Source organism: Azospirillum sp. B506, assembly GCF_000333595.1.
GTDB lineage: Bacteria > Pseudomonadota > Alphaproteobacteria > Azospirillales > Azospirillaceae > Azospirillum.
In genome coordinates, this window is sequence record NZ_BADK01000259.1 from 1 (window position 1) to 15,912 (window position 15,912).

The 15,912-nt window shown below is 64.1% G+C and carries 18 protein-coding genes and 1 pseudogene; 6 read left to right on the plus strand and 13 right to left on the minus strand.

All coding sequences use genetic code 11. The annotated features are described in order from the left end of the window. Both I71_RS08035 and I71_RS08040 read right to left on the minus strand, forming a co-directional pair. A pseudogene (locus I71_RS08035) lies at positions 1 to 200 on the minus strand (amino acid ABC transporter substrate-binding protein); the annotation flags it as partial. Between the two features lie 182 nt (positions 201 to 382). Next, a complete protein-coding gene (locus I71_RS08040) occupies positions 383 to 760 on the minus strand; it encodes a hypothetical protein (protein WP_042693633.1) in 378 nt (125 codons plus the stop codon). An 87-nt stretch (positions 761 to 847) separates the two neighbouring features. Here I71_RS08040 and I71_RS08045 point away from each other — a divergent pair, with 87 nt between their 5' ends. The 6 genes from I71_RS08045 to I71_RS08065 all read left to right on the plus strand — a co-directional run bounded on the left by I71_RS08045 (position 848) and on the right by I71_RS08065 (position 5,935). Beyond that, positions 848 to 1,141 carry a helix-turn-helix domain-containing protein gene (locus I71_RS08045; RefSeq protein ID WP_042693635.1) on the plus strand — a complete coding sequence of 98 codons (294 nt, stop codon included), beginning with the start codon at positions 848 to 850 and terminating at the stop codon, positions 1,139 to 1,141. After that, entirely contained in the window at positions 1,138 to 1,779 is a 642-nt protein-coding gene (locus I71_RS08050; protein WP_042693637.1) for a DUF4433 domain-containing protein, read from the plus strand. The genes I71_RS08045 and I71_RS08050 overlap by 4 nt, the downstream gene beginning before the upstream one ends. 14 nt (positions 1,780 to 1,793) lie before the next feature. After that, positions 1,794 to 2,852: a macro domain-containing protein gene (locus tag I71_RS08055; protein ID WP_042693662.1), complete on the plus strand. Its 1,059-nt coding sequence runs from the start codon at positions 1,794 to 1,796 to the stop codon at positions 2,850 to 2,852. Positions 2,853 to 3,327: 475 nt separating this feature from the next. Continuing rightward, positions 3,328 to 3,498 carry a hypothetical protein gene (locus I71_RS38180; protein WP_159107358.1) on the plus strand — a complete coding sequence of 57 codons (171 nt, stop codon included), beginning with the start codon at positions 3,328 to 3,330 and terminating at the stop codon, positions 3,496 to 3,498. Positions 3,499 to 4,525: 1,027 nt separating this feature from the next. Next, a complete protein-coding gene (locus tag I71_RS08060) occupies positions 4,526 to 4,762 on the plus strand; it encodes a hypothetical protein (protein WP_042693638.1) in 237 nt (78 codons plus the stop codon). Positions 4,763 to 4,864: 102 nt separating this feature from the next. Then, on the plus strand, positions 4,865 to 5,935 hold the full coding sequence (locus tag I71_RS08065) for an IS630 family transposase (RefSeq protein WP_042693640.1): 1,071 nt from the start codon (positions 4,865 to 4,867) through the stop codon (positions 5,933 to 5,935). 209 nt (positions 5,936 to 6,144) lie between these two features. Here the strand turns inward: I71_RS08065 and I71_RS08070 are convergent, their stop codons facing one another. From I71_RS08070 to I71_RS08120, 11 genes are all read right to left on the minus strand, one after another. Next, positions 6,145 to 6,459, minus strand: a complete 315-nt coding sequence (locus tag I71_RS08070) for a hypothetical protein (RefSeq protein WP_042693642.1) — start codon at positions 6,457 to 6,459, stop codon at positions 6,145 to 6,147. 446 nt (positions 6,460 to 6,905) lie between these two features. Continuing rightward, positions 6,906 to 7,229 (minus strand): phosphoadenosine phosphosulfate reductase family protein, encoded by a 324-nt coding sequence (locus I71_RS08075; RefSeq protein ID WP_042693644.1) that lies wholly within the window; start codon positions 7,227 to 7,229, stop codon positions 6,906 to 6,908. Between the two features lie 161 nt (positions 7,230 to 7,390). Beyond that, positions 7,391 to 7,732 carry a phosphoadenosine phosphosulfate reductase family protein gene (locus I71_RS08080; RefSeq protein ID WP_042693646.1) on the minus strand — a complete coding sequence of 114 codons (342 nt, stop codon included), beginning with the start codon at positions 7,730 to 7,732 and terminating at the stop codon, positions 7,391 to 7,393. Next, positions 7,729 to 8,103 carry a hypothetical protein gene (locus tag I71_RS08085; RefSeq protein WP_042693648.1) on the minus strand — a complete coding sequence of 125 codons (375 nt, stop codon included), beginning with the start codon at positions 8,101 to 8,103 and terminating at the stop codon, positions 7,729 to 7,731. The genes I71_RS08080 and I71_RS08085 overlap by 4 nt, the downstream gene beginning before the upstream one ends. Further along, a complete protein-coding gene (locus tag I71_RS34860) occupies positions 8,100 to 9,404 on the minus strand; it encodes a DnaB-like helicase N-terminal domain-containing protein (RefSeq protein WP_049975983.1) in 1,305 nt (434 codons plus the stop codon). The genes I71_RS08085 and I71_RS34860 overlap by 4 nt, the downstream gene beginning before the upstream one ends. Further along, a complete protein-coding gene (locus I71_RS08095; protein WP_042693650.1) occupies positions 9,404 to 10,147 on the minus strand; it encodes a DUF1376 domain-containing protein in 744 nt (247 codons plus the stop codon). Before I71_RS08095 ends, I71_RS34860 begins: the two co-directional genes overlap by 1 nt. Position 10,148: 1 nt before the next feature. Beyond that, positions 10,149 to 10,370 carry a hypothetical protein gene (locus tag I71_RS08100; RefSeq protein ID WP_042693653.1) on the minus strand — a complete coding sequence of 74 codons (222 nt, stop codon included), beginning with the start codon at positions 10,368 to 10,370 and terminating at the stop codon, positions 10,149 to 10,151. A gap of 217 nt (positions 10,371 to 10,587) precedes the next feature. Continuing rightward, on the minus strand, positions 10,588 to 10,767 hold the full coding sequence (locus I71_RS37225; protein WP_148294184.1) for a helix-turn-helix domain-containing protein: 180 nt from the start codon (positions 10,765 to 10,767) through the stop codon (positions 10,588 to 10,590). 1,119 nt (positions 10,768 to 11,886) lie between these two features. Next, positions 11,887 to 13,113, minus strand: coding sequence for a site-specific integrase (locus tag I71_RS08110; RefSeq protein WP_042693657.1), 1,227 nt, complete (start codon positions 13,111 to 13,113; stop codon positions 11,887 to 11,889). A 318-nt stretch (positions 13,114 to 13,431) separates the two neighbouring features. After that, positions 13,432 to 15,540 (minus strand): 3'-5' exonuclease, encoded by a 2,109-nt coding sequence (locus tag I71_RS08115; protein ID WP_042693659.1) that lies wholly within the window; start codon positions 15,538 to 15,540, stop codon positions 13,432 to 13,434. A 12-nt stretch (positions 15,541 to 15,552) separates the two neighbouring features. After that, entirely contained in the window at positions 15,553 to 15,801 is a 249-nt protein-coding gene (locus I71_RS08120) for a DUF4411 family protein (protein ID WP_049975984.1), read from the minus strand. Positions 15,802 to 15,912 lie beyond the last annotated feature (111 nt).

Consider the following 15,912-nt stretch of genomic DNA (forward strand, 5'->3'; position numbering starts at 1 on the left):
CACAGGTCGTTGGCGAGGTCGACCTCGAACCCGACCAGCTTGCCGTCGGCCGTGGTGGCGTTCCACGGGGCGAAAGCACCCTCGGTGGCGATGCGCAGCACCGGGGCCGGCTCCGGCTGCTGGTTGGCGAGGGAAGCGGCGCCGGCGGCGATGGTGGCGGCAACAGCCGCGGCGGTGGCGAACAGGGCAAGGCGGCTCATGCAGGATCCTCCAGGCAAAACGGGAGCGTTCGCGCCGGACGGCGCGTTGCGAAGTGATGGGGGTGGATGGCGAGGGCTGGTCGCCCTGGATCAGGCGAGGTTAGGCAGGGCGCAGGGGAATGGGAACCGGTAGCCAGTGCACAATTCTGCGACTCAAGGCGCGGCTCTCCACCTGTGGCCGGTCAGTGGCAGGCCGTGTACTTCACCGAACCGTAGCCGCCGCCGTACATCTTGCAGCCGAAGCGGCGCTCGGCGCGGGCCGCTGCGGTGTTGAGCTGGCGGCTCAGCCCGTTGTTGGCCTTGGCGATGGCCGCGGCGTCCTGCGCGTCCCAATCGGGCTGGGCGCGGGCACGGGCCTCCAGCAGTGCCGCCCGGTCGGCGGCGACCTTCTCGGCCGTCTGGCGGGCGTACATCGCCTCCAGCGCGGCACGGTTGCGCATCTCCTTCCAGGCGAGCTTCAGGGCATAGGCGAATTCCCGGCGCGGGCTGGTCTTGTTGAATAGCGACACGCTGCGGGCGGTGGACCATGCAAGGCGGAACAGCTTGGCTCGGCAGATCATGGTCGGTTGCCTCATTGCGTTCAGATCAACCTCATGCCAAAATATTGGCCTAGCCGCCTCTCAACGTCAATTAAAAATATTGAGGTTATGACGGAAAGTGTGATCTTCCCGGATCAATGCCGGGCCGCCCGTGCGCTCCTGAACTGGTCTCAGGCCGATTTGGCCGAGCGCGCGAAGGTGGCAAAGCAAACCCTGGCTGATTTCGAGCGGGGAGCGAGGACGCCCTACGCCCGGACGCTGGCGGATATCCGCGCCGCATTGGAAGGTGCCGGCATTCAGTTCATCGCACCTAATGGCGGCGGTGCTGGCGTCCGGTGGCGGGAGAACCCCGCAAATACTGATCTGCCGCAGGCGCGAGCGACGAGCAAGGCTGACGCATGAGCCAGCCACCGGCGCACCCCAAGATCTACCACATCACACACGTGGACAACCTGCCGGCCATCATCACGGCGGGCGGGTTGATCTCCGACGCGGCGGTCATTGCGCAGGGCGGCCCGAAAATCTCAATCGGCATGGGCAAACTGAAGCTGCGTCGGCTGGCGTTGCCGGTGACGTGCCATCAGGGAGATCGTGTCGGTGAATATGTGCCATTCTACTTCTGCCCGCGGTCGGTCATGCTGTACATGATGCATCGCGGTAACCATACTGAGATGACCTACAAGGGCGGCCAAGAGCCCATCGTTCATCTTGAGGCCGACCTGCATGAGGTGGTTGCATGGGCCAGCCAGATGGGGTGTCGGTGGGCCTTTTCGCTGTCGAACGCGGCGGCAGCCTATTGCGAGTTCAGGGCGTCGCTCGACAATCTTGATGAGGTGAACTGGCAGGCAGTCCAAACGAAGTACTGGTCGTCCTGCCGCGATGAGAAGCAGGCGGAGTTCCTCGTCCGCGGGGCGTTCCCGTGGACCCTAGTCCGTAGGGTAGGCGTTGAATCGAACAAGATCGCTGCTCAAGTGGCCGCTGCGCTCCATGGTGTGCAGCACCGACCCACCGTTGAGCGTAGAAGCGACTGGTACTACTGATGAGGGAGCACGCGATGATCAGATATACGACTGGCGATATTCTCGCCGCCGACGCGGAAGCCCTCGTCAACACAGTGAACTGTGTCGGCATCATGGGGCGTGGAATCGCGCTTCAGTTCAAGAATACCTTTCCTCAGAACTTCAAAGCCTATGAGGCTGCCTGCGCCCGCGAGGAAGTGCAGCCTGGCCGGATGTTCGTCTATGAGACGGGCACGATGACAAACCCAAAGTTTATCATCAACTTTCCGACCAAGCGCCATTGGCGTGGCAAGAGCCGGATGGAAGACATTGACGCGGGGCTGGAGGCCCTGCTGATGGAGATCCGCAGGCGGGGCATCCGTTCCATCGCGATCCCGCCACTGGGAGCCGGTCTCGGTGGCCTCGACTGGTCTGAAGTGCGTCCCCGGATAGAGGCGGCCCTCAATGGTCTCAGCGAAGTTGACATCCTTGTGTTCCAGCCGAACGGCGCACCGGACCCTGCTACTGTGGCGCGCAGTGTCGAGGTTCCGAAAATGACTGCTGGCCGCGCCGCCCTAGTCGAACTGATGCACCGCTACCTCGGCGGTTTGATGGACCCGTTTGTCAGCCTAATCGAGGTCCACAAGCTAATGTATTTCATGCAGGAGGCCGGCGAGGGACTGAAGCTGCGGTACGTCAAGGCGCCGTACGGCCCTTATGCAGAGAATCTACGGCACGTCCTCAAGACCATAGAGGGGCACCTAGTATCCGGCTACGCCGATGGTGGGGATGCACCGGACAAGCTGCTGGAACTGGTGCCTGGTGCCGCTGAGGACGCTGCGTCGTTCCTGTCGGATCACCCCGAGACCCGGGCACGCTTTGATCGCGTGGCCGAACTGGTCGAGGGGTTCGAGACGCCGTTCGGCCTCGAACTGCTGGCCACCGTGCATTGGGTGGCGAAGCAGGAAGACGTTGCCTCAGCCGATGGGGCGGTCAAGGCGGTCCACGCCTGGAACGACCGCAAGAAGCGCTTTTCTCCTCGGCAAATCCATCTGGCCTGGAAGGTGCTCACGTCGAAGGGTTGGATCGAAAGCCCCGCGCAGTTCGCAAACTGATGCGGCCTCGACTTCCTATGGCTGAAGCGTAGCTTCCGACACTGCCACCGGTTGTTTTCACCGCACCAATGCGCGCCGCGCGTTCAGCGGAAATGCTGGTCGCCATAAAGCCCGTTGCCGAGGGCGTGGGACTGTCCAATACATCAGCCGGGAGATGATGCGCCAAGCGCTGGCGTCCGCTGCTACTTGGAAAGCCCCTGCGCTGGAAGCCCGGCTCGGCGATGGCGGATGCGTGGTGATCCGCCTGGATCAGCACCGGAACGGACAGGACCGGGCACGGTGATCGTCATTTCCTGAGGGCCGTCAAGGGTCGTGACAGTAGCACGTCCGTTTTCGTCGTCGTCCAGCCGGCCCTGCCATGCTCTGGGTTGCGCTGGCGATCTGGGAGGGTGGAGAGATGGATTGGAGACGGGGCGGCCTCCGACTTTGGCTGTTGATATCGGCGCTGTAGGTCGGATGGCGCATCTATCTGGCCGTGGTCGAGGCGCTGAACTGGACCGCGACGCGGGAGCGGCTGGAGATGGAGCCCGCGCCGCTGTTCGGTGACATGAACGCCGTGGACGTGCTGGCCGGCGCCATCCTGCCCCCTATCGCCGTTCTGGCGGTGGCCTGGATCGCTCAAGGATTCCGACGCCCCGACCGGTGACGGGTGGACTTTGATGACGGGGAAGGGGAGCAGAAGCGCTCCCCTTGCACGGACCGCTGGCAACGAGCGCAAAACTGAGCTGGTCGAAGAAGGGCGTCATCTTCGAAGCGCCCAGAGCCGCTCTAAATGGTTTTAACTGTGCATTATGAATCTTTTGCAGTAACAAGTAGCTTCCAGCCAGTTTCTCCCTCACATTTCGCGCATGGCGGAAGCTTTCCACACTCTCTATTTATAACATCCTCGTATCCGCAGTCCTGGCATTTATAAATTCCGGGGCTGCTAGGTTTGCTTCCGGGAGATCTGACGACATTATATTTGTCTGGCTTGTCGGTCTTCTTAACTTTTTTCTCGTCGTTGTAAAATGCCATGGTGCTGCCGTACCCTCTTTTACAGCAATTATTCAGCATGCAGATGCTCTCCCCGCTCCGGAGAATCGGTAGCCGAGGGAAAATTTGCGCCTTATGAGTTTAACGCAATGAACGATATATCTTCAATGGGATGTGGCGCGACGCTTATACGCAATCATGGCCGCTTTGGCTGCGCCGCCGGCACGCTGTCGTTGGCGCTGACAAGATCACTGTGGTGGCGGATGCCATCGACATCCTGGCGAAGGCTGGTGGCGAGGACACTATGATCGCTGCGCCATGACGCAAAGCCTCGACAGGCATCGATTACCGCGCCCATTCTTCCTCAGTTGTGCTGATTATGCGATATTCTCTCATCAGTAGGGAGGCGCCAATGCGTTGGATGGTGTTCGCCGTGAGTGCGTGCGTGGCACTGTTATCGGGGTGTGGAGATGAAGGCCACACCGCAACAGAGAGTGACATCTTCAACGCCTATTTTTACTTTCCTGGGGATGCGCCGCGTGAAGTGTATCTTGGCCGGGTAACTGGGATCAGCGCCTGCCAAAGTGCGGCCTCGAATTATGCGAGTCAGCACAACATGAGCCGATCGGATCGCTGGTCGTATATCTGCTGCCGCGAAGCGCATGGTTCGTCCTGCTACGACAAGCACCGGTGAGACGAAAATGCTTGGCGCAATTGCCTTCCTGGCGGCAATTCTAGTTGTCGCGTATCAAGCCGTCATGTGGCTCAAGACAGGCGCATGGCCTCACGTCACCTTTTTGACCTGGGCTGGCCCGGAGTTTCTGGCGCGAACCGAATGGATTGGTTTCAACAATTTGATCAACGGCGCTTTGGACACGAACGCGGCTGTCGTCTTGGTGATCCTCGCTATGATGCTATGGATGGCCGAGGGAAGATGATATCCGATAGGGCCCGTTCTGACCGCCTACCTCATGACCCGCCTAGTGCACTGACGCAGACATAGGATTCACAGCGGGCTGCTGGTGTGCGATTCTGTCGGCATGGCCCAGACCGTCAACGTCATCGTTGGAGCAGAGGATCGCGCGCGTTTGGCCGCGCTCCTCGGCGACCGCAACCTCCCGCACAAGCATGTCCAGCGGGTGAACATCATCGTGCTCTCGGCCGAGCGGCTGCCGGTGCAGGAGGTGGCGCGCCGGGCCGGTGTCAGCCGCCCGGCGGTCTGGCGTTGGCAGGTGCGCTACACCGAACAAGGCGTGGATGCGCTGCTGCGCGACAAGACGCGCAAACCCGGCCGGGCACCGCTGCCGACCGCCACCGTGGCCAAGGTGCTGGCGCTGACCTGTTCGGAACCACCGGGCGCCGTGACACACTGGACCGGCCGAGCGGTGGCCAAGGCCGTCGGCATCAGCCTGCGCGCCGTGCAGCGCATCTGGGAAGCCAACCGGCTCCAACCGCATCGGCTGCGCACCTTCAAGCGTTCCAACGATCCGGCTTTCGCCGCTAAGGTCGAGGACATCGTCGGCCTCTACATGGACCCGCCCTGCCACGCAGTGGTTCTGTCCATCGACGAGAAGAGCCAGATCCAGGCGCTCGACCGCACCCAGCCGGGTTTGCCGCTGAAGCCCGGCAGGTGCGGGACGATGACGCACGATTACAAGCGCAACGGCACCACCACGCTGTTCGCCGCGCTGAACACCCTGGACGGCACCGTGGTCGGCCGCTGCCTGCCCAAGCACACCCACAAGGAATTCATCAAGTTCCTGAACGCCGTTGAGCGCTTGGTGCCGGTCGGCAAGGTGATCCACGCGATCGTCGACAATTACGCCACCCACAAGCATCCCAAGGTGCTGGAATGGTTGGCCGATCACCCGCGCTGGGTCTTCCATTTCACGCCCACCTCAGCCTCCTGGATCAACGCCGTCGAGGGCTTCTTCTCCATCATCACCCGACGGAGCATCCGGCGCGGCGTGTTCAAGTCCGTGGCCGACCTCCAGGACGCCATCGCCCGCTACATCCGCAAGCACAACAGGGCATCCAGGCCCTTCGTCTGGACCAAGCCCGCCGACACCATCCTCGATAAACTCAGCCGTTTGCCTGCACCTTCTGAATGAGTCAGTGCACTAGCTGGCCAGGGGTGCTGATCGAACAGCTGTAGCCGTCCAGCACCATGCCATACGGGGTGGCCAAGGATGAATTGGCCCCAGTTCGGCGCTGGTGTCCAAGCACTGTGGCTGGAGCCGGTGGGCGATGCCGTCGATCCAGTGGCACGGCGGCGGACGGGACTGGAATCCTTGGCAACAGGGCACCCCGTCCGCCACCATCAGCCACCCCGGTAGATCACGGGATATCCCTGGCCGCTGCGGTCGTAGATGGCGCTCCCCACCGCCGGGGCGGCGCCCTGCCCGCTGGCGGGCTGCTGGGCAGCCTCCGGCACGCTGGACGCTGGGCTCGGTGCGGCGACGGTCCGGGCGGCTGTAGCGCCCTTCTGCGGGTCCATGGTGCGGCTGGTGGTGTCGTCGTTGGCAGATCGCCTCTCGACGCCCGGAAGGGTCGATGTCTCGCTCCCGGTGAACCACTCCGTCCGAAGGGGGGCGGCCCTGGCGCAGAAGCCACCATTCAGCGTGGGACGGGCCAAGCCGGGACGGCGGGAAGCACCATGCCGGCAAGGCGGGTCGTTCCGGGACTTTGCTTCTCTCCCAAAAGTTTTGGGAGGGAAAGCTTCTCGGCTGGCGGGGGCAGAAACGCAATCGGCCCGACGATGCAGGAAGCGGCGGAAGCGAGAAGTGGGAAACAGCGGAAACCGAATGTGGTCGATCCCACAGCGTGCGTTTCCTGGTCCGAAGATGCGACGGGAGCCGGCCGATTCCTCCCTTCGCGGCCATTTGCCCTCCCGCCAGTGCTGCCGCTCGGTCGGCTAGTTTCAACTGAGGTTTCAGCCCCTATCGCGCGCGAAGCCTCGGGCCGCCGCTTTTGTGCGCACCGATGTGCGCACCCCCAACGCGCGAGAGGGGGCAGTTAACAGACCAAGTTAACAGGCCAGTTACCACCCCCTACGCGCGCGCGAGATCTCCAGCGCTGAGGCTATCCCGGCTGCGCCTCCTCCAGCGGCAACACGGCCCGAACGATCCCGTCGACCTCCAGCAGCTCGGCGACCGCGGCGTTCCGGACATGGACAAGACGGGGAAGGAGGGCGCGGAAGAGGTCCGGCGTGTTCTCCTTCATCCAGGCCAGCCGCTCGGCCCCGCCGTAGGGCAGATGCGCGGTGCAGGACCAGCAGTCCAGGCTGTCGATCCGGCCGCCGATGGCATAGTGAGCCGGAAGCTCGACCCCCTCGCTCCGCAGGTAGGCGAACACGTCATCATGGGTCCAGTCCCACAACGGGTGCTGGACTTCGACGCCTGTCATGTACTGCCCGTTCCCCACCCCGACGCGGTCGTCGGACTTCTTCGCCCCACGAAGGATTAGGGTGGCTCCAACCGTCAGGATGTGCTGGGTGAACGGGATGAAGATCCGTTGTGCGCAGCAGTGCAGAGGCCCCTGAAGCTTGGGCCGTTCGCGATCCTGAATCACCCAAGCCGCGTCTGGTCTGGCCCAATACGGGACGACGTCGGCCGGGAAGCCGGCGCGGGCGTGATAGTCGTCCAGCGGCTCGTGCTCCCGATGATCGTCAGCTTCGCCCCCAACTGAGCGCAGGTCGAGGTGATGAACTGCAGGACGTGCGGGTATGGGGCCCCGGCGTTGGCGAACACCACGTCGATCCGGTCGAGGAAGGGCCGGGCCAAATAGAGCATGGCCGTGCTGTCCTTGCCGCCGCTGTACTGCAGAATGATGCGCTGGTGCCCTTCGATCATCCGCCCGATTGCGGCCGTGGCCTCGGTGACCAGGTTGTGCATGCTGGCGTCCGTCATTGCCGCTTCCCCTTCCAAACGTCGATTCCGCCTGTCCGTGCGAGTTCTTCCTCCAGCTGGTGCGCCCACTCGGCATAGAAGCCGGCGGCCTGGGCGGATCGGCGCAGGGCGGCTATGGCCTCGTCCAGCAGCGTGTCGGCGTCGCGCACTGCCTGCTCGGCCAGTTCGAGGGCGAAACGCAGGTGCCCGGACTCCGCCTCAGCGAGGCAGTGAGCCGCGAACAGCGAGGAGGGGCGGCGGCGGACCGCCGGATCCTCCAGCTTCTTGTCCAGCACAGTCCGGTATTCGTCGGCGTGTCGGATCAGGCGGGCGATCTGCTCGTCAATGCCGGCGAACAACGCCGCCGTGGGCGCATGAGTGGTGTTCGTCATGCTGCACCTCCGTTGGAGCTGGTCCCGATATCTTCGAAATACGGGCCAGGGAACCGCATCCGCAGCACCGGGTCATTCGGCCCACCGATGTCGACCGGTGGCATGTGCCGGCTGCGCTTGAGCGATAGCCAGGCGGTTTCGGCGCCATCCTCCCGGTGGAGGATCAGCAGGTGGTCGACCGCACGGTTCAGCCCGCGCTTGCAGTAGGCCGGCGCGGTGCCTTCGTCGTTCAGCTGGGCCAGCAGGATCACCCACAGCCCCAGGCGCTTCGCCAGTGTCGAGATCCAGTTCGCCACCCGGGACAGGTGGGCTTCCTGCGTCTCCCGGTCGCTACCCCCGGTTATCAGCTGCCAATAATCGATGACGATGCCCGTCACCTTCCGCTGCGCTTTCGCCGCGACGATCTCCGCGCGCAGCTCCTCCACCGTGGCGCCGGGCAGGTCCAAGTACAGGACATGGGATTTCCGCTCCACTCGGTATCGGCCGACCGCCGCGACGACGTCGGACCCGATGCGGCCGCGCAGTCGCGTCGTGGCAATCCCCAGGTCGCGGGCGATATGGCGCCGCTCGATCTGGGCCCCGCCCATCTCCAGCGCGGCATAGGCGTGCCAGATGCCGGCGGCGTTGAGCGCGTGACTGATCGAAGCGGCCAGCATCGTCTTGCCGGCCTTGTCGTGCGCCAGCAGCCCCAGCACCTCGCCGGGGATCAGCCCGCCACCAAGCGCCGCGTCAAGGGTCGGGAAGCCCGTCGAGTAGATCACCGGCTCGCCGCGCCATGCCTCCAGCAGGTCGGCCAGCACTGCGTCGCCAGTCCGAGCCTTCCGGCTTTCCGCCAAGCGCTCCAGGTCCGCCAGTGTCGCGCCGACGGTCTCGATCACCGGCCGGGTCTGGTCGGTTGCCGCAGCGATGGCGTCATAGCCGGCCAGCACCACCCGGCGGCGGCGCGATAGGTCAGCGATGGTTCTGGCATAGTCCGGAGCATTGACCACCGTCACGATGTTGCCGGCCAACTCGGCCAAATACGCCGCCCCTCCGTCGCGCACCAACTCGGGATCGTCCCGGAACTCGGCCGCCAGGGTGACGGGGTCCGCCTGCTCCCCTTGGCCGATCTTCCGGGCGATGGCGTCGAAGATGCGCTGATGCGCAGGGTCGTAGAAGTCATCCGCAGCCAGCAGCCCGCACACCCGGTCGAAGGCGCGATTGTTGACCAGCAGCGCGCCCAGCAACGCCTGTTCGGCCTCCTCGTTGCTCAGGTCGCGATAGGCCTGCCGCTCTTCCGCCTCCAGCGTGTCGATCGACATCAGTACACCCCCCGCTTAAGCGCGTCCGAGAGCTGCGGCAGCGGCTTGGCGCCGGCTGGGCGTTTGGTCAGCACTTCCTGGTGTTTGCGGTTCAGCATGCCCGCCACTGCGTTGAACCAGTTCCGCTGCCTCCCGGCTGGCTGGTCGAAAAGCCATCCGTCGATGCTGGTCAGCTCGGCGGGCAAGTCAGGGATGGCATGGAAGGCGATGCGCCATCCGTCGAAGTCCTTCTCACTCAGCCGGATCACTCGGCCTTCGAAGGCGTAGCGCCCCTGTTGCTCCGAAGGATCCTGCACTTCTTCTGGTTGGTGGTTGGTAGTTGCTGGTTGGTAGTTAAAGGCGCGGTTTTCCGTCACCTCTTCCTCAGAAAAACCGTTTGGTTTCCCTAAGCCATTGTTTCCCTTGGAGGGACGCCCTCCGTTCGCACCGTTTTCACGCCAAGTTCGGGTGCGGTTCAGAGTCCGTTCAAGCTCGGTCTGGCACCGGTTCACCACCAGTTCGCCATCAACTCGGACCAACTTCGCGCTCTTTTCGAGGCGATTCAGCACCGCACGGACGGTTCGGGCGCTGGTCTTGCGGAAGATCCGGGCGATCCATTCCGGATCATCCTTGATTCTGCCGCCCCGGCTGTAGATCAAGGTGCACACCATCCAATAGACCCCGAACTCCTCTGGGTCCAGCTGACCAGCGACGCCGTCAATCACCTCGTCCGGCCAATAATCGACGCGACGGGCTTTCTCCATGTCACGTCTCCCGGTGCGGGCCCGGCCGGCTATCGCACTCCAGCCGGTCGGCCAGCACCATAAACCGCCGTCCGATAGAGCGAAGATCGTCAGGGTCGATGAATCGAGCGCCCATCAACTCCTCGGTGTCGCTCACAATCCCGCCGAGGGTTTCGTGGAGCGTCCGTGGCCGGGCAATGTGCAGCCGGCGGCGAACGGGAAGACGAATGACTTCGCCGTTCATGCTGCCCCCTCGCGCCCCTAGGCAAGCTCTGCGACCGCGGCGGCCGTGGTCGGGTGGAAGCCGAACCGGCGGGCCACTGCGTAGGCTGCGGCGGGGGTTGCATCGAAGGCCGTGAAGGAGGTAAAAATCGGAGCAGTCAGCAGTCCGAATTTACCCGCCGCCCCGGTCGCGCTCGCCACAAGCGCGGTTTCGGGGCGGTGTTGTTTCGGGGGCATCGTTACGCGGCTTCCAAGCTGGCCACGTATTCCTGAATGCTGGAGATCGGGACGAGCGTCTTGGTGCCGATCTTGACACGCTTCAGCTTTCCCTGCTTCAGCAATTCGAAGAACTGGGTCTTGCCCATGCCGCCGAGCATTTCGCGGCCTTTACTCGTATCAACAAGAAGCGGCTGAACCATTACAGTCTCCGTTCTCACAAGAACTGAGCGGTCCTTATCGGTCCGCTTGAGAGACTGTGCCGCCTAAAAAACTGGCAAGCAAAATTGGATAAACTGGCAATTGTTCCTGCCAATTTATTTCATGCCAGATTTTTCCTCGGCCTTCCTCGTGCCTGCCAATGAGATGGTGCCAGATCGGTTCGGAGTTTTCGGACCCGTCCCGAACTGATGCCGAGTTTGGCCCCTGCCACCTCATCGTCAAATCGCGAGGGTGGCCTGAGGCTAGGATCTTGCTCAAAGGATGCAACTCGCTCCCTGTACCAGCGCTGAGCATCAGCTTCTGAGCAACGGCTGCTCTGCCGCGTGGGTAAAGAGGATGGGAATCGTTCCTCTTCATTGCCTTTCGGGTTCGTGACATCAGCGTTGCCGCCGGACTCCACGCCGATGGTGGCGCGATCCTGCGGAAACATCGGTACGGGTCCAGATGATGTGGGCGCATCCACCTTCGGCACGGCCTGCGTTCCGGCAGCGGAAGTTGCGGGACCGGTACTCATCGGGAGAGCGGTGGGGACGGCCGGGACCGAATTGCCAGGGCCTTCAACCTTCTCAGCAGCAGGCTGGAGGGGCCAGAGACTGGTAACAACGGCCCGAGGGCACAGTAACGCCGTCCAGCGTTCCCCCGTCGCATCTATGGCACTGTCCATCTTATCTCGGTCGATCCGGGCGCCTTGCCAGAAGACTTCGGGCACGTAGCCCCGCGTCGGCTCGATCTGCCGACGATCCCCGATCATGTCCATGGTGATTGTGCTGCATTGGCCACTGGCAGATAGCCGCCCCTCTTCCAGCGCCGCCTACAACTCGTCCAGGGCTTCGTTCGGCCCCATGGTAGCCGGAGCCAAACCGGCGCCGTACCGAAGGCACAGGCGGATATGGGTGATCTGCTCGCCGTCCTCCGGGAGAGTCCGAAAGACGATCCAATGCAGGCATTGGCCCACGGTCCAGAACCGGGAACCGGACATGGCACCTCCGCGTGGTGCAGCCGCAAGGAAGGTCGGCGCGGCAGAGTGATGCGGTATCACCTGTTCCCCCCGTCGGGGTAGCCGCGCCGATGTCGTGCGCCCCGTCGTCACAGGGCAGTGATCAAGTCGCCTGCCGGCGTTCCGCCAACTCTACCACGTTGGCGCGCTTGCCGGTCACCACACCCTCGACATGCCGCGCCCAGGCCTCCAGAGCCGTGCGCTTCTCCTCACGGTAGGCATGCACGTTGTATGTCTTGTGCAGCGCCGGCCGGGAATGGTTGAGGATATGCTCGATCACCTCCTGGGCGACACCAAGGCGTCCAAGTCCCGTGGCCACCGTGCGGCGGATGTCGTGGATCGTCCATCCCGTCACCTTGCTTTCCCGGTCCAGGATCTCCTTCAGCCGCTTCATGCCGGCATAGGGCTTCTTCCCCTCGGCGTCGCAGGAGAAGACGAATGGACCGAGTCGGGTCGCCCCGCACAACACCTCCAGAGCCGCCGTGGTCAATGGGACCTCATGCTGCCGCTTGCCCTTGTTCCGCTCGGCCGGAAGCGTCCAAAGGTCGTCGCCGATCTCCGACCATGGAAGGCACCGCACCTCATCGCGGCGCTGGCCGGTGAGGATCAGCAGGCGCACGAGTTGATTGCTGGGATAGGACAAGCTGGCAGCGGCCTTCCAGATGGCGGCAAGCTCCTTGTCCTCAAGTACCCGCTCCCGCGGCGCCTCGATGTTCTTCCGGCGCTTCACCGTCGCGGCCGGGTTGACGTCCAGGAACTCCCGCTCCACTGCCCAGTTAAAGGTGGCGATCAGCTGGGAACGGATGCGGTTCACCTGGGCGTTCAGCCCCTTCTTGTTCTGCAGGTCGTCCAGCAGTTCCACGATGTCGGCACGCCGCACCTCGTCCAGCGCCTTCGCCCCGATGGCCGGCTCGACATGGGCATTGAACATGCGCTCGACCGTCTGCCACCGGCGCTGGTTCGTCTTGCAGTATTCCTCGACATATCGGCTCAGCAGCTTTGCCACAGTCGCCGGCCGCTTGGCGCTGCGCTCGTCGTCCTCGGCCGCGCGCTTCTCCTGTTCGGGAAGGTCGATGCCCTTCTTCGCTGCTGCATAGATGTCCCGCGCGCGTTCCCGGGCATCTGCAAGCCCGATGGTCGGATATGGGCCGATGGCAGCGTGCTTCTGCTTGTCCCCGCCGGTCACGCGATACCGGACACGCCAGGACTTCAAGCCGGTGGCCGTAACGCGAAACTCCAGCCCAGGCGTATTCGCGTCGGTCAGCAACAGGCGCCCTGCTTCCGGCGGCTGAACCGACTGGAGGAGGCGATCCGTCAATTTCGTCGCCATCTGCGATCAGCTCTTTCCATGGGGTCTCACCGGGGTCTCAACCTACCACGGCACCATGGGAACTGCAACGAACCACGAAGAACCTTTTATCAGTTTTATATCAATCACTTATTGCGATGGAGCAGGAAACCACCGAACCGCTGAGAACCAACGGGATCGCATGACATCACGTCTCCCAGACGTGAAGCCTCCCTGTTCAACTCGCCGCTAATCCAACGGGTTAGCGGCGGTTTTTTTGTCTGCCTCCCGCGCCATGGCACATGTCGTGGCACATCAGGGCCGAACGTGCCACCGCCCGCATGCCGATGGGCACCCTATCTACCGGCCGCCGTCACCCACCATGTCCATCAGGAACTCCGACGCAGGATCGACTCCGGTGACCAGCAGTTCGTCGCGGGCGCGCGTGCAGGCGACGTACAACAGGTGCCGTTCGGTGTCGTAGACGTCCTCCAGGTCGGCAGCGTCGGCAACGGCGGCGATGCGCTCCTGCGAGGGGATCACCTCGTCATCGCAGGCCATGACCACCACCGTGCGGAACTCCAACCCCTTCGCCTCATGCATGGTGCCCACCAGCACATCCGCCCCCGCCTCCGCCACGGCCGCACGGGCGCGCTCCAACTCCGCCTCCGAGCGCACGAAGACCGCGATCTCATCCGGCGCGACACCATCCTCCAGACGTTCGGCGATCCACAGCGCGACGGTGTCCCGCTCCTCCTCTTCGCTGGCAAAGGTGACGATCTGCGGCGCCGGGCCATCGAACAGCGAGATCGTGCCCTTCCGGCTTTCGGCATTGCCATCGACATCCGCCACGGCGGCGGGCAGCAGCCGGTCGGCCTGGGTACGGATCTGGTGCGAGGTCCGATAGCAGATCTTCAGCGTGTGCGAGCGGCCCCGAACATCCACGCCCAGGCTCTTCCAGGAGAAGGGCTGTTGGAAGATGCGCTGGCCGAGGTCTCCGGCGAAGAACAGCCGCTCGCTCCTTCCCCCCGCCAGCGCCACCAGGAAACGCATTTCGGCGACTCCGATGTCCTGGGCCTCGTCAACCACCACCCAGTCGAACGGCGCCTCCGCAGTGTCCGAAGCCACCCGCGCGAAGACATCCGCCCAGGTCGAGAGGCCCCGCTCGCCAAGGGCCGCGCGTACGCTGTCGAACACGCCCCACAGAAGTTGGCGTTGCTGCCCACCCATCCGCGTCTTGCGGCCGAGTCGGGCCACGTCGCGGTAATCCTCCCAGGACATCAGTCCCCAGGCATCCACCACCTCCGTCCATTCGGCGACCAGGAAGGCCGGAGATGCCTTCACCCCCGCAGCCTTCCCGGCCTCCAACAGCAGCGAGCGGACCAGCCCATCCTCGGCGATCTGCGGCGGAGCGGACTGAAGGGCATGGAGATCGCGGGCGAGGTCCATCACCGACGCCACCCTGATCCGGGCGGTAAGCTCCGGTTCGTTCCCAGCCAGCCGGTCCAACTTCACCGCCAGGGCAGCGGCTAGGGTTGCCGAGAAGGTGGTCAGCGCCACGCGGGCCATCGGCTCCCGCCGGGCCAGGATGACCGCACGATGGAGCGCCACAATGGTCTTGCCGGTCCCGGCCGAACCGGAAACGCGCACAGGGCCGTTGTAGCTGCGCTCCACCAGCCGACGCTGGGCCGGGTGCAGGAACACGGTCCAGCGGTCCCAGGGCGCATTCAGCGCCCGCTCCAACTCCTCCACATTGTCCAGGACGCGGAAGCGGCGCTGGGCGTCCGGGTGGTCGAAGGGATCGCTCCCCTGGTCGCCCTCCCGACTCGCTGCGGACGGGCGCGGCAGGACGCCGGTGGTGCAGTATTCCAGCAGCGCCTCCATCGCCTCTTCCGGCAGATCGTCGGCAAGGTCGAGGACCGAGTCCATCGACGCCTTGTAGACCTCCGGGATCCAGTCCGGCGGTACACCGACCGACAGCAGGTCATCCTGCGACAGGTCGAGAAACAGGGGCGGCAGGAACGACGCCTGGGGTTCCCCGCCGGTACAGACCGCCGGGCTGTCGCGCAGCGGCGGCGCATCCCAGGGTTCGACGCCGGGGAGGGGATGATGGATCGGCGATCCGTGTTCCGCCTCCACACGTTCGACCAAACTGACGATCTGCGCCGCCCCGGTGACAGGATGACGTTCGATCCGCCGCCGCGCCGCCCAGGCATAGGCGTCGTCATGGTGATCGACGTAGCAGAGCAGCAGGCTCGGCTCGGTGCGATGGACGATCAGCCGGATATCGGCGTTCACCCGCACCGACCAGAAATTCCGGTCCTTCGTCCGTTCCAGCCGATGAAAGCTCAACCCTGGCGCGGATGGGTCGAGTTGCAGGTCGAACGCGGTGGTCTTCACCGCCTTTTGCTCCGTCCCCGTCAGCCGCGCCAGCGAGTCGGTGAAGGTGTTGGCGATGCGGAAGTCCATTCTGCGGCGCGCCTACGCCGCAAGGCGGAAAGCGGCGGCGTGTTGGCGGAGCAACGCGAACGTATCCATCCACGGCACCCCGAACGCGATGCACATGTTCGGCAGCGGAACCCGCCGCTTCGCGGTCGGTTCCGGGCGTTCCATGGTAACGACGGTGGCGCCCAGCACCCGCGCCTTGGCGACGAGCCACGGATCGGCACCGGCCAGGAACTGCGCTTTCGCCGACGGCTGATAATCACCCCCCCTGAACCGCTGCGGCAATCTCGCGAAAGGCGTTCTGGGTGGCCGGATCGGTGATCGGCAGGAACCGGCCGTCGCCCTTCCGCCCCTTGATCCATTGCGCAAGCTCGTCGTGTCCGGCCACGATTCGTC

Excerpts from the sequence above, each read along its gene's own strand:
- I71_RS37225 (WP_148294184.1), bottom strand. The coding sequence starts at position 10,767 with ATGGTTCAGCCGCTTCTTGTTGATACGAGTAAAGGCCGCGAAATGCTC.
- I71_RS08040 (WP_042693633.1), bottom strand. The coding sequence starts at position 760 with ATGATCTGCCGAGCCAAGCTGTTCCGCCTTGCATGGTCCACCGCCCGC.
- I71_RS08080 (WP_042693646.1), bottom strand. The coding sequence starts at position 7,732 with ATGACGGACGCCAGCATGCACAACCTGGTCACCGAGGCCACGGCCGCA.
- I71_RS08075 (WP_042693644.1), bottom strand. The coding sequence starts at position 7,229 with ATGACAGGCGTCGAAGTCCAGCACCCGTTGTGGGACTGGACCCATGAT.
- I71_RS08055 (WP_042693662.1), top strand. The coding sequence starts at position 1,794 with ATGATCAGATATACGACTGGCGATATTCTCGCCGCCGACGCGGAAGCC.
- I71_RS08060 (WP_042693638.1), top strand. The coding sequence starts at position 4,526 with ATGCTTGGCGCAATTGCCTTCCTGGCGGCAATTCTAGTTGTCGCGTAT.
- I71_RS08110 (WP_042693657.1), bottom strand. The coding sequence starts at position 13,113 with ATGGCGACGAAATTGACGGATCGCCTCCTCCAGTCGGTTCAGCCGCCG.
- I71_RS34860 (WP_049975983.1), bottom strand. The coding sequence starts at position 9,404 with ATGTCGATCGACACGCTGGAGGCGGAAGAGCGGCAGGCCTATCGCGAC.
- I71_RS08115 (WP_042693659.1), bottom strand. The coding sequence starts at position 15,540 with ATGGACTTCCGCATCGCCAACACCTTCACCGACTCGCTGGCGCGGCTG.
- I71_RS08085 (WP_042693648.1), bottom strand. The coding sequence starts at position 8,103 with ATGACGAACACCACTCATGCGCCCACGGCGGCGTTGTTCGCCGGCATT.
- I71_RS08050 (WP_042693637.1), top strand. The coding sequence starts at position 1,138 with ATGAGCCAGCCACCGGCGCACCCCAAGATCTACCACATCACACACGTG.
- I71_RS08100 (WP_042693653.1), bottom strand. The coding sequence starts at position 10,370 with ATGAACGGCGAAGTCATTCGTCTTCCCGTTCGCCGCCGGCTGCACATT.
- I71_RS08045 (WP_042693635.1), top strand. The coding sequence starts at position 848 with ATGACGGAAAGTGTGATCTTCCCGGATCAATGCCGGGCCGCCCGTGCG.
- I71_RS08065 (WP_042693640.1), top strand. The coding sequence starts at position 4,865 with ATGGCCCAGACCGTCAACGTCATCGTTGGAGCAGAGGATCGCGCGCGT.
- I71_RS08095 (WP_042693650.1), bottom strand. The coding sequence starts at position 10,147 with ATGGAGAAAGCCCGTCGCGTCGATTATTGGCCGGACGAGGTGATTGAC.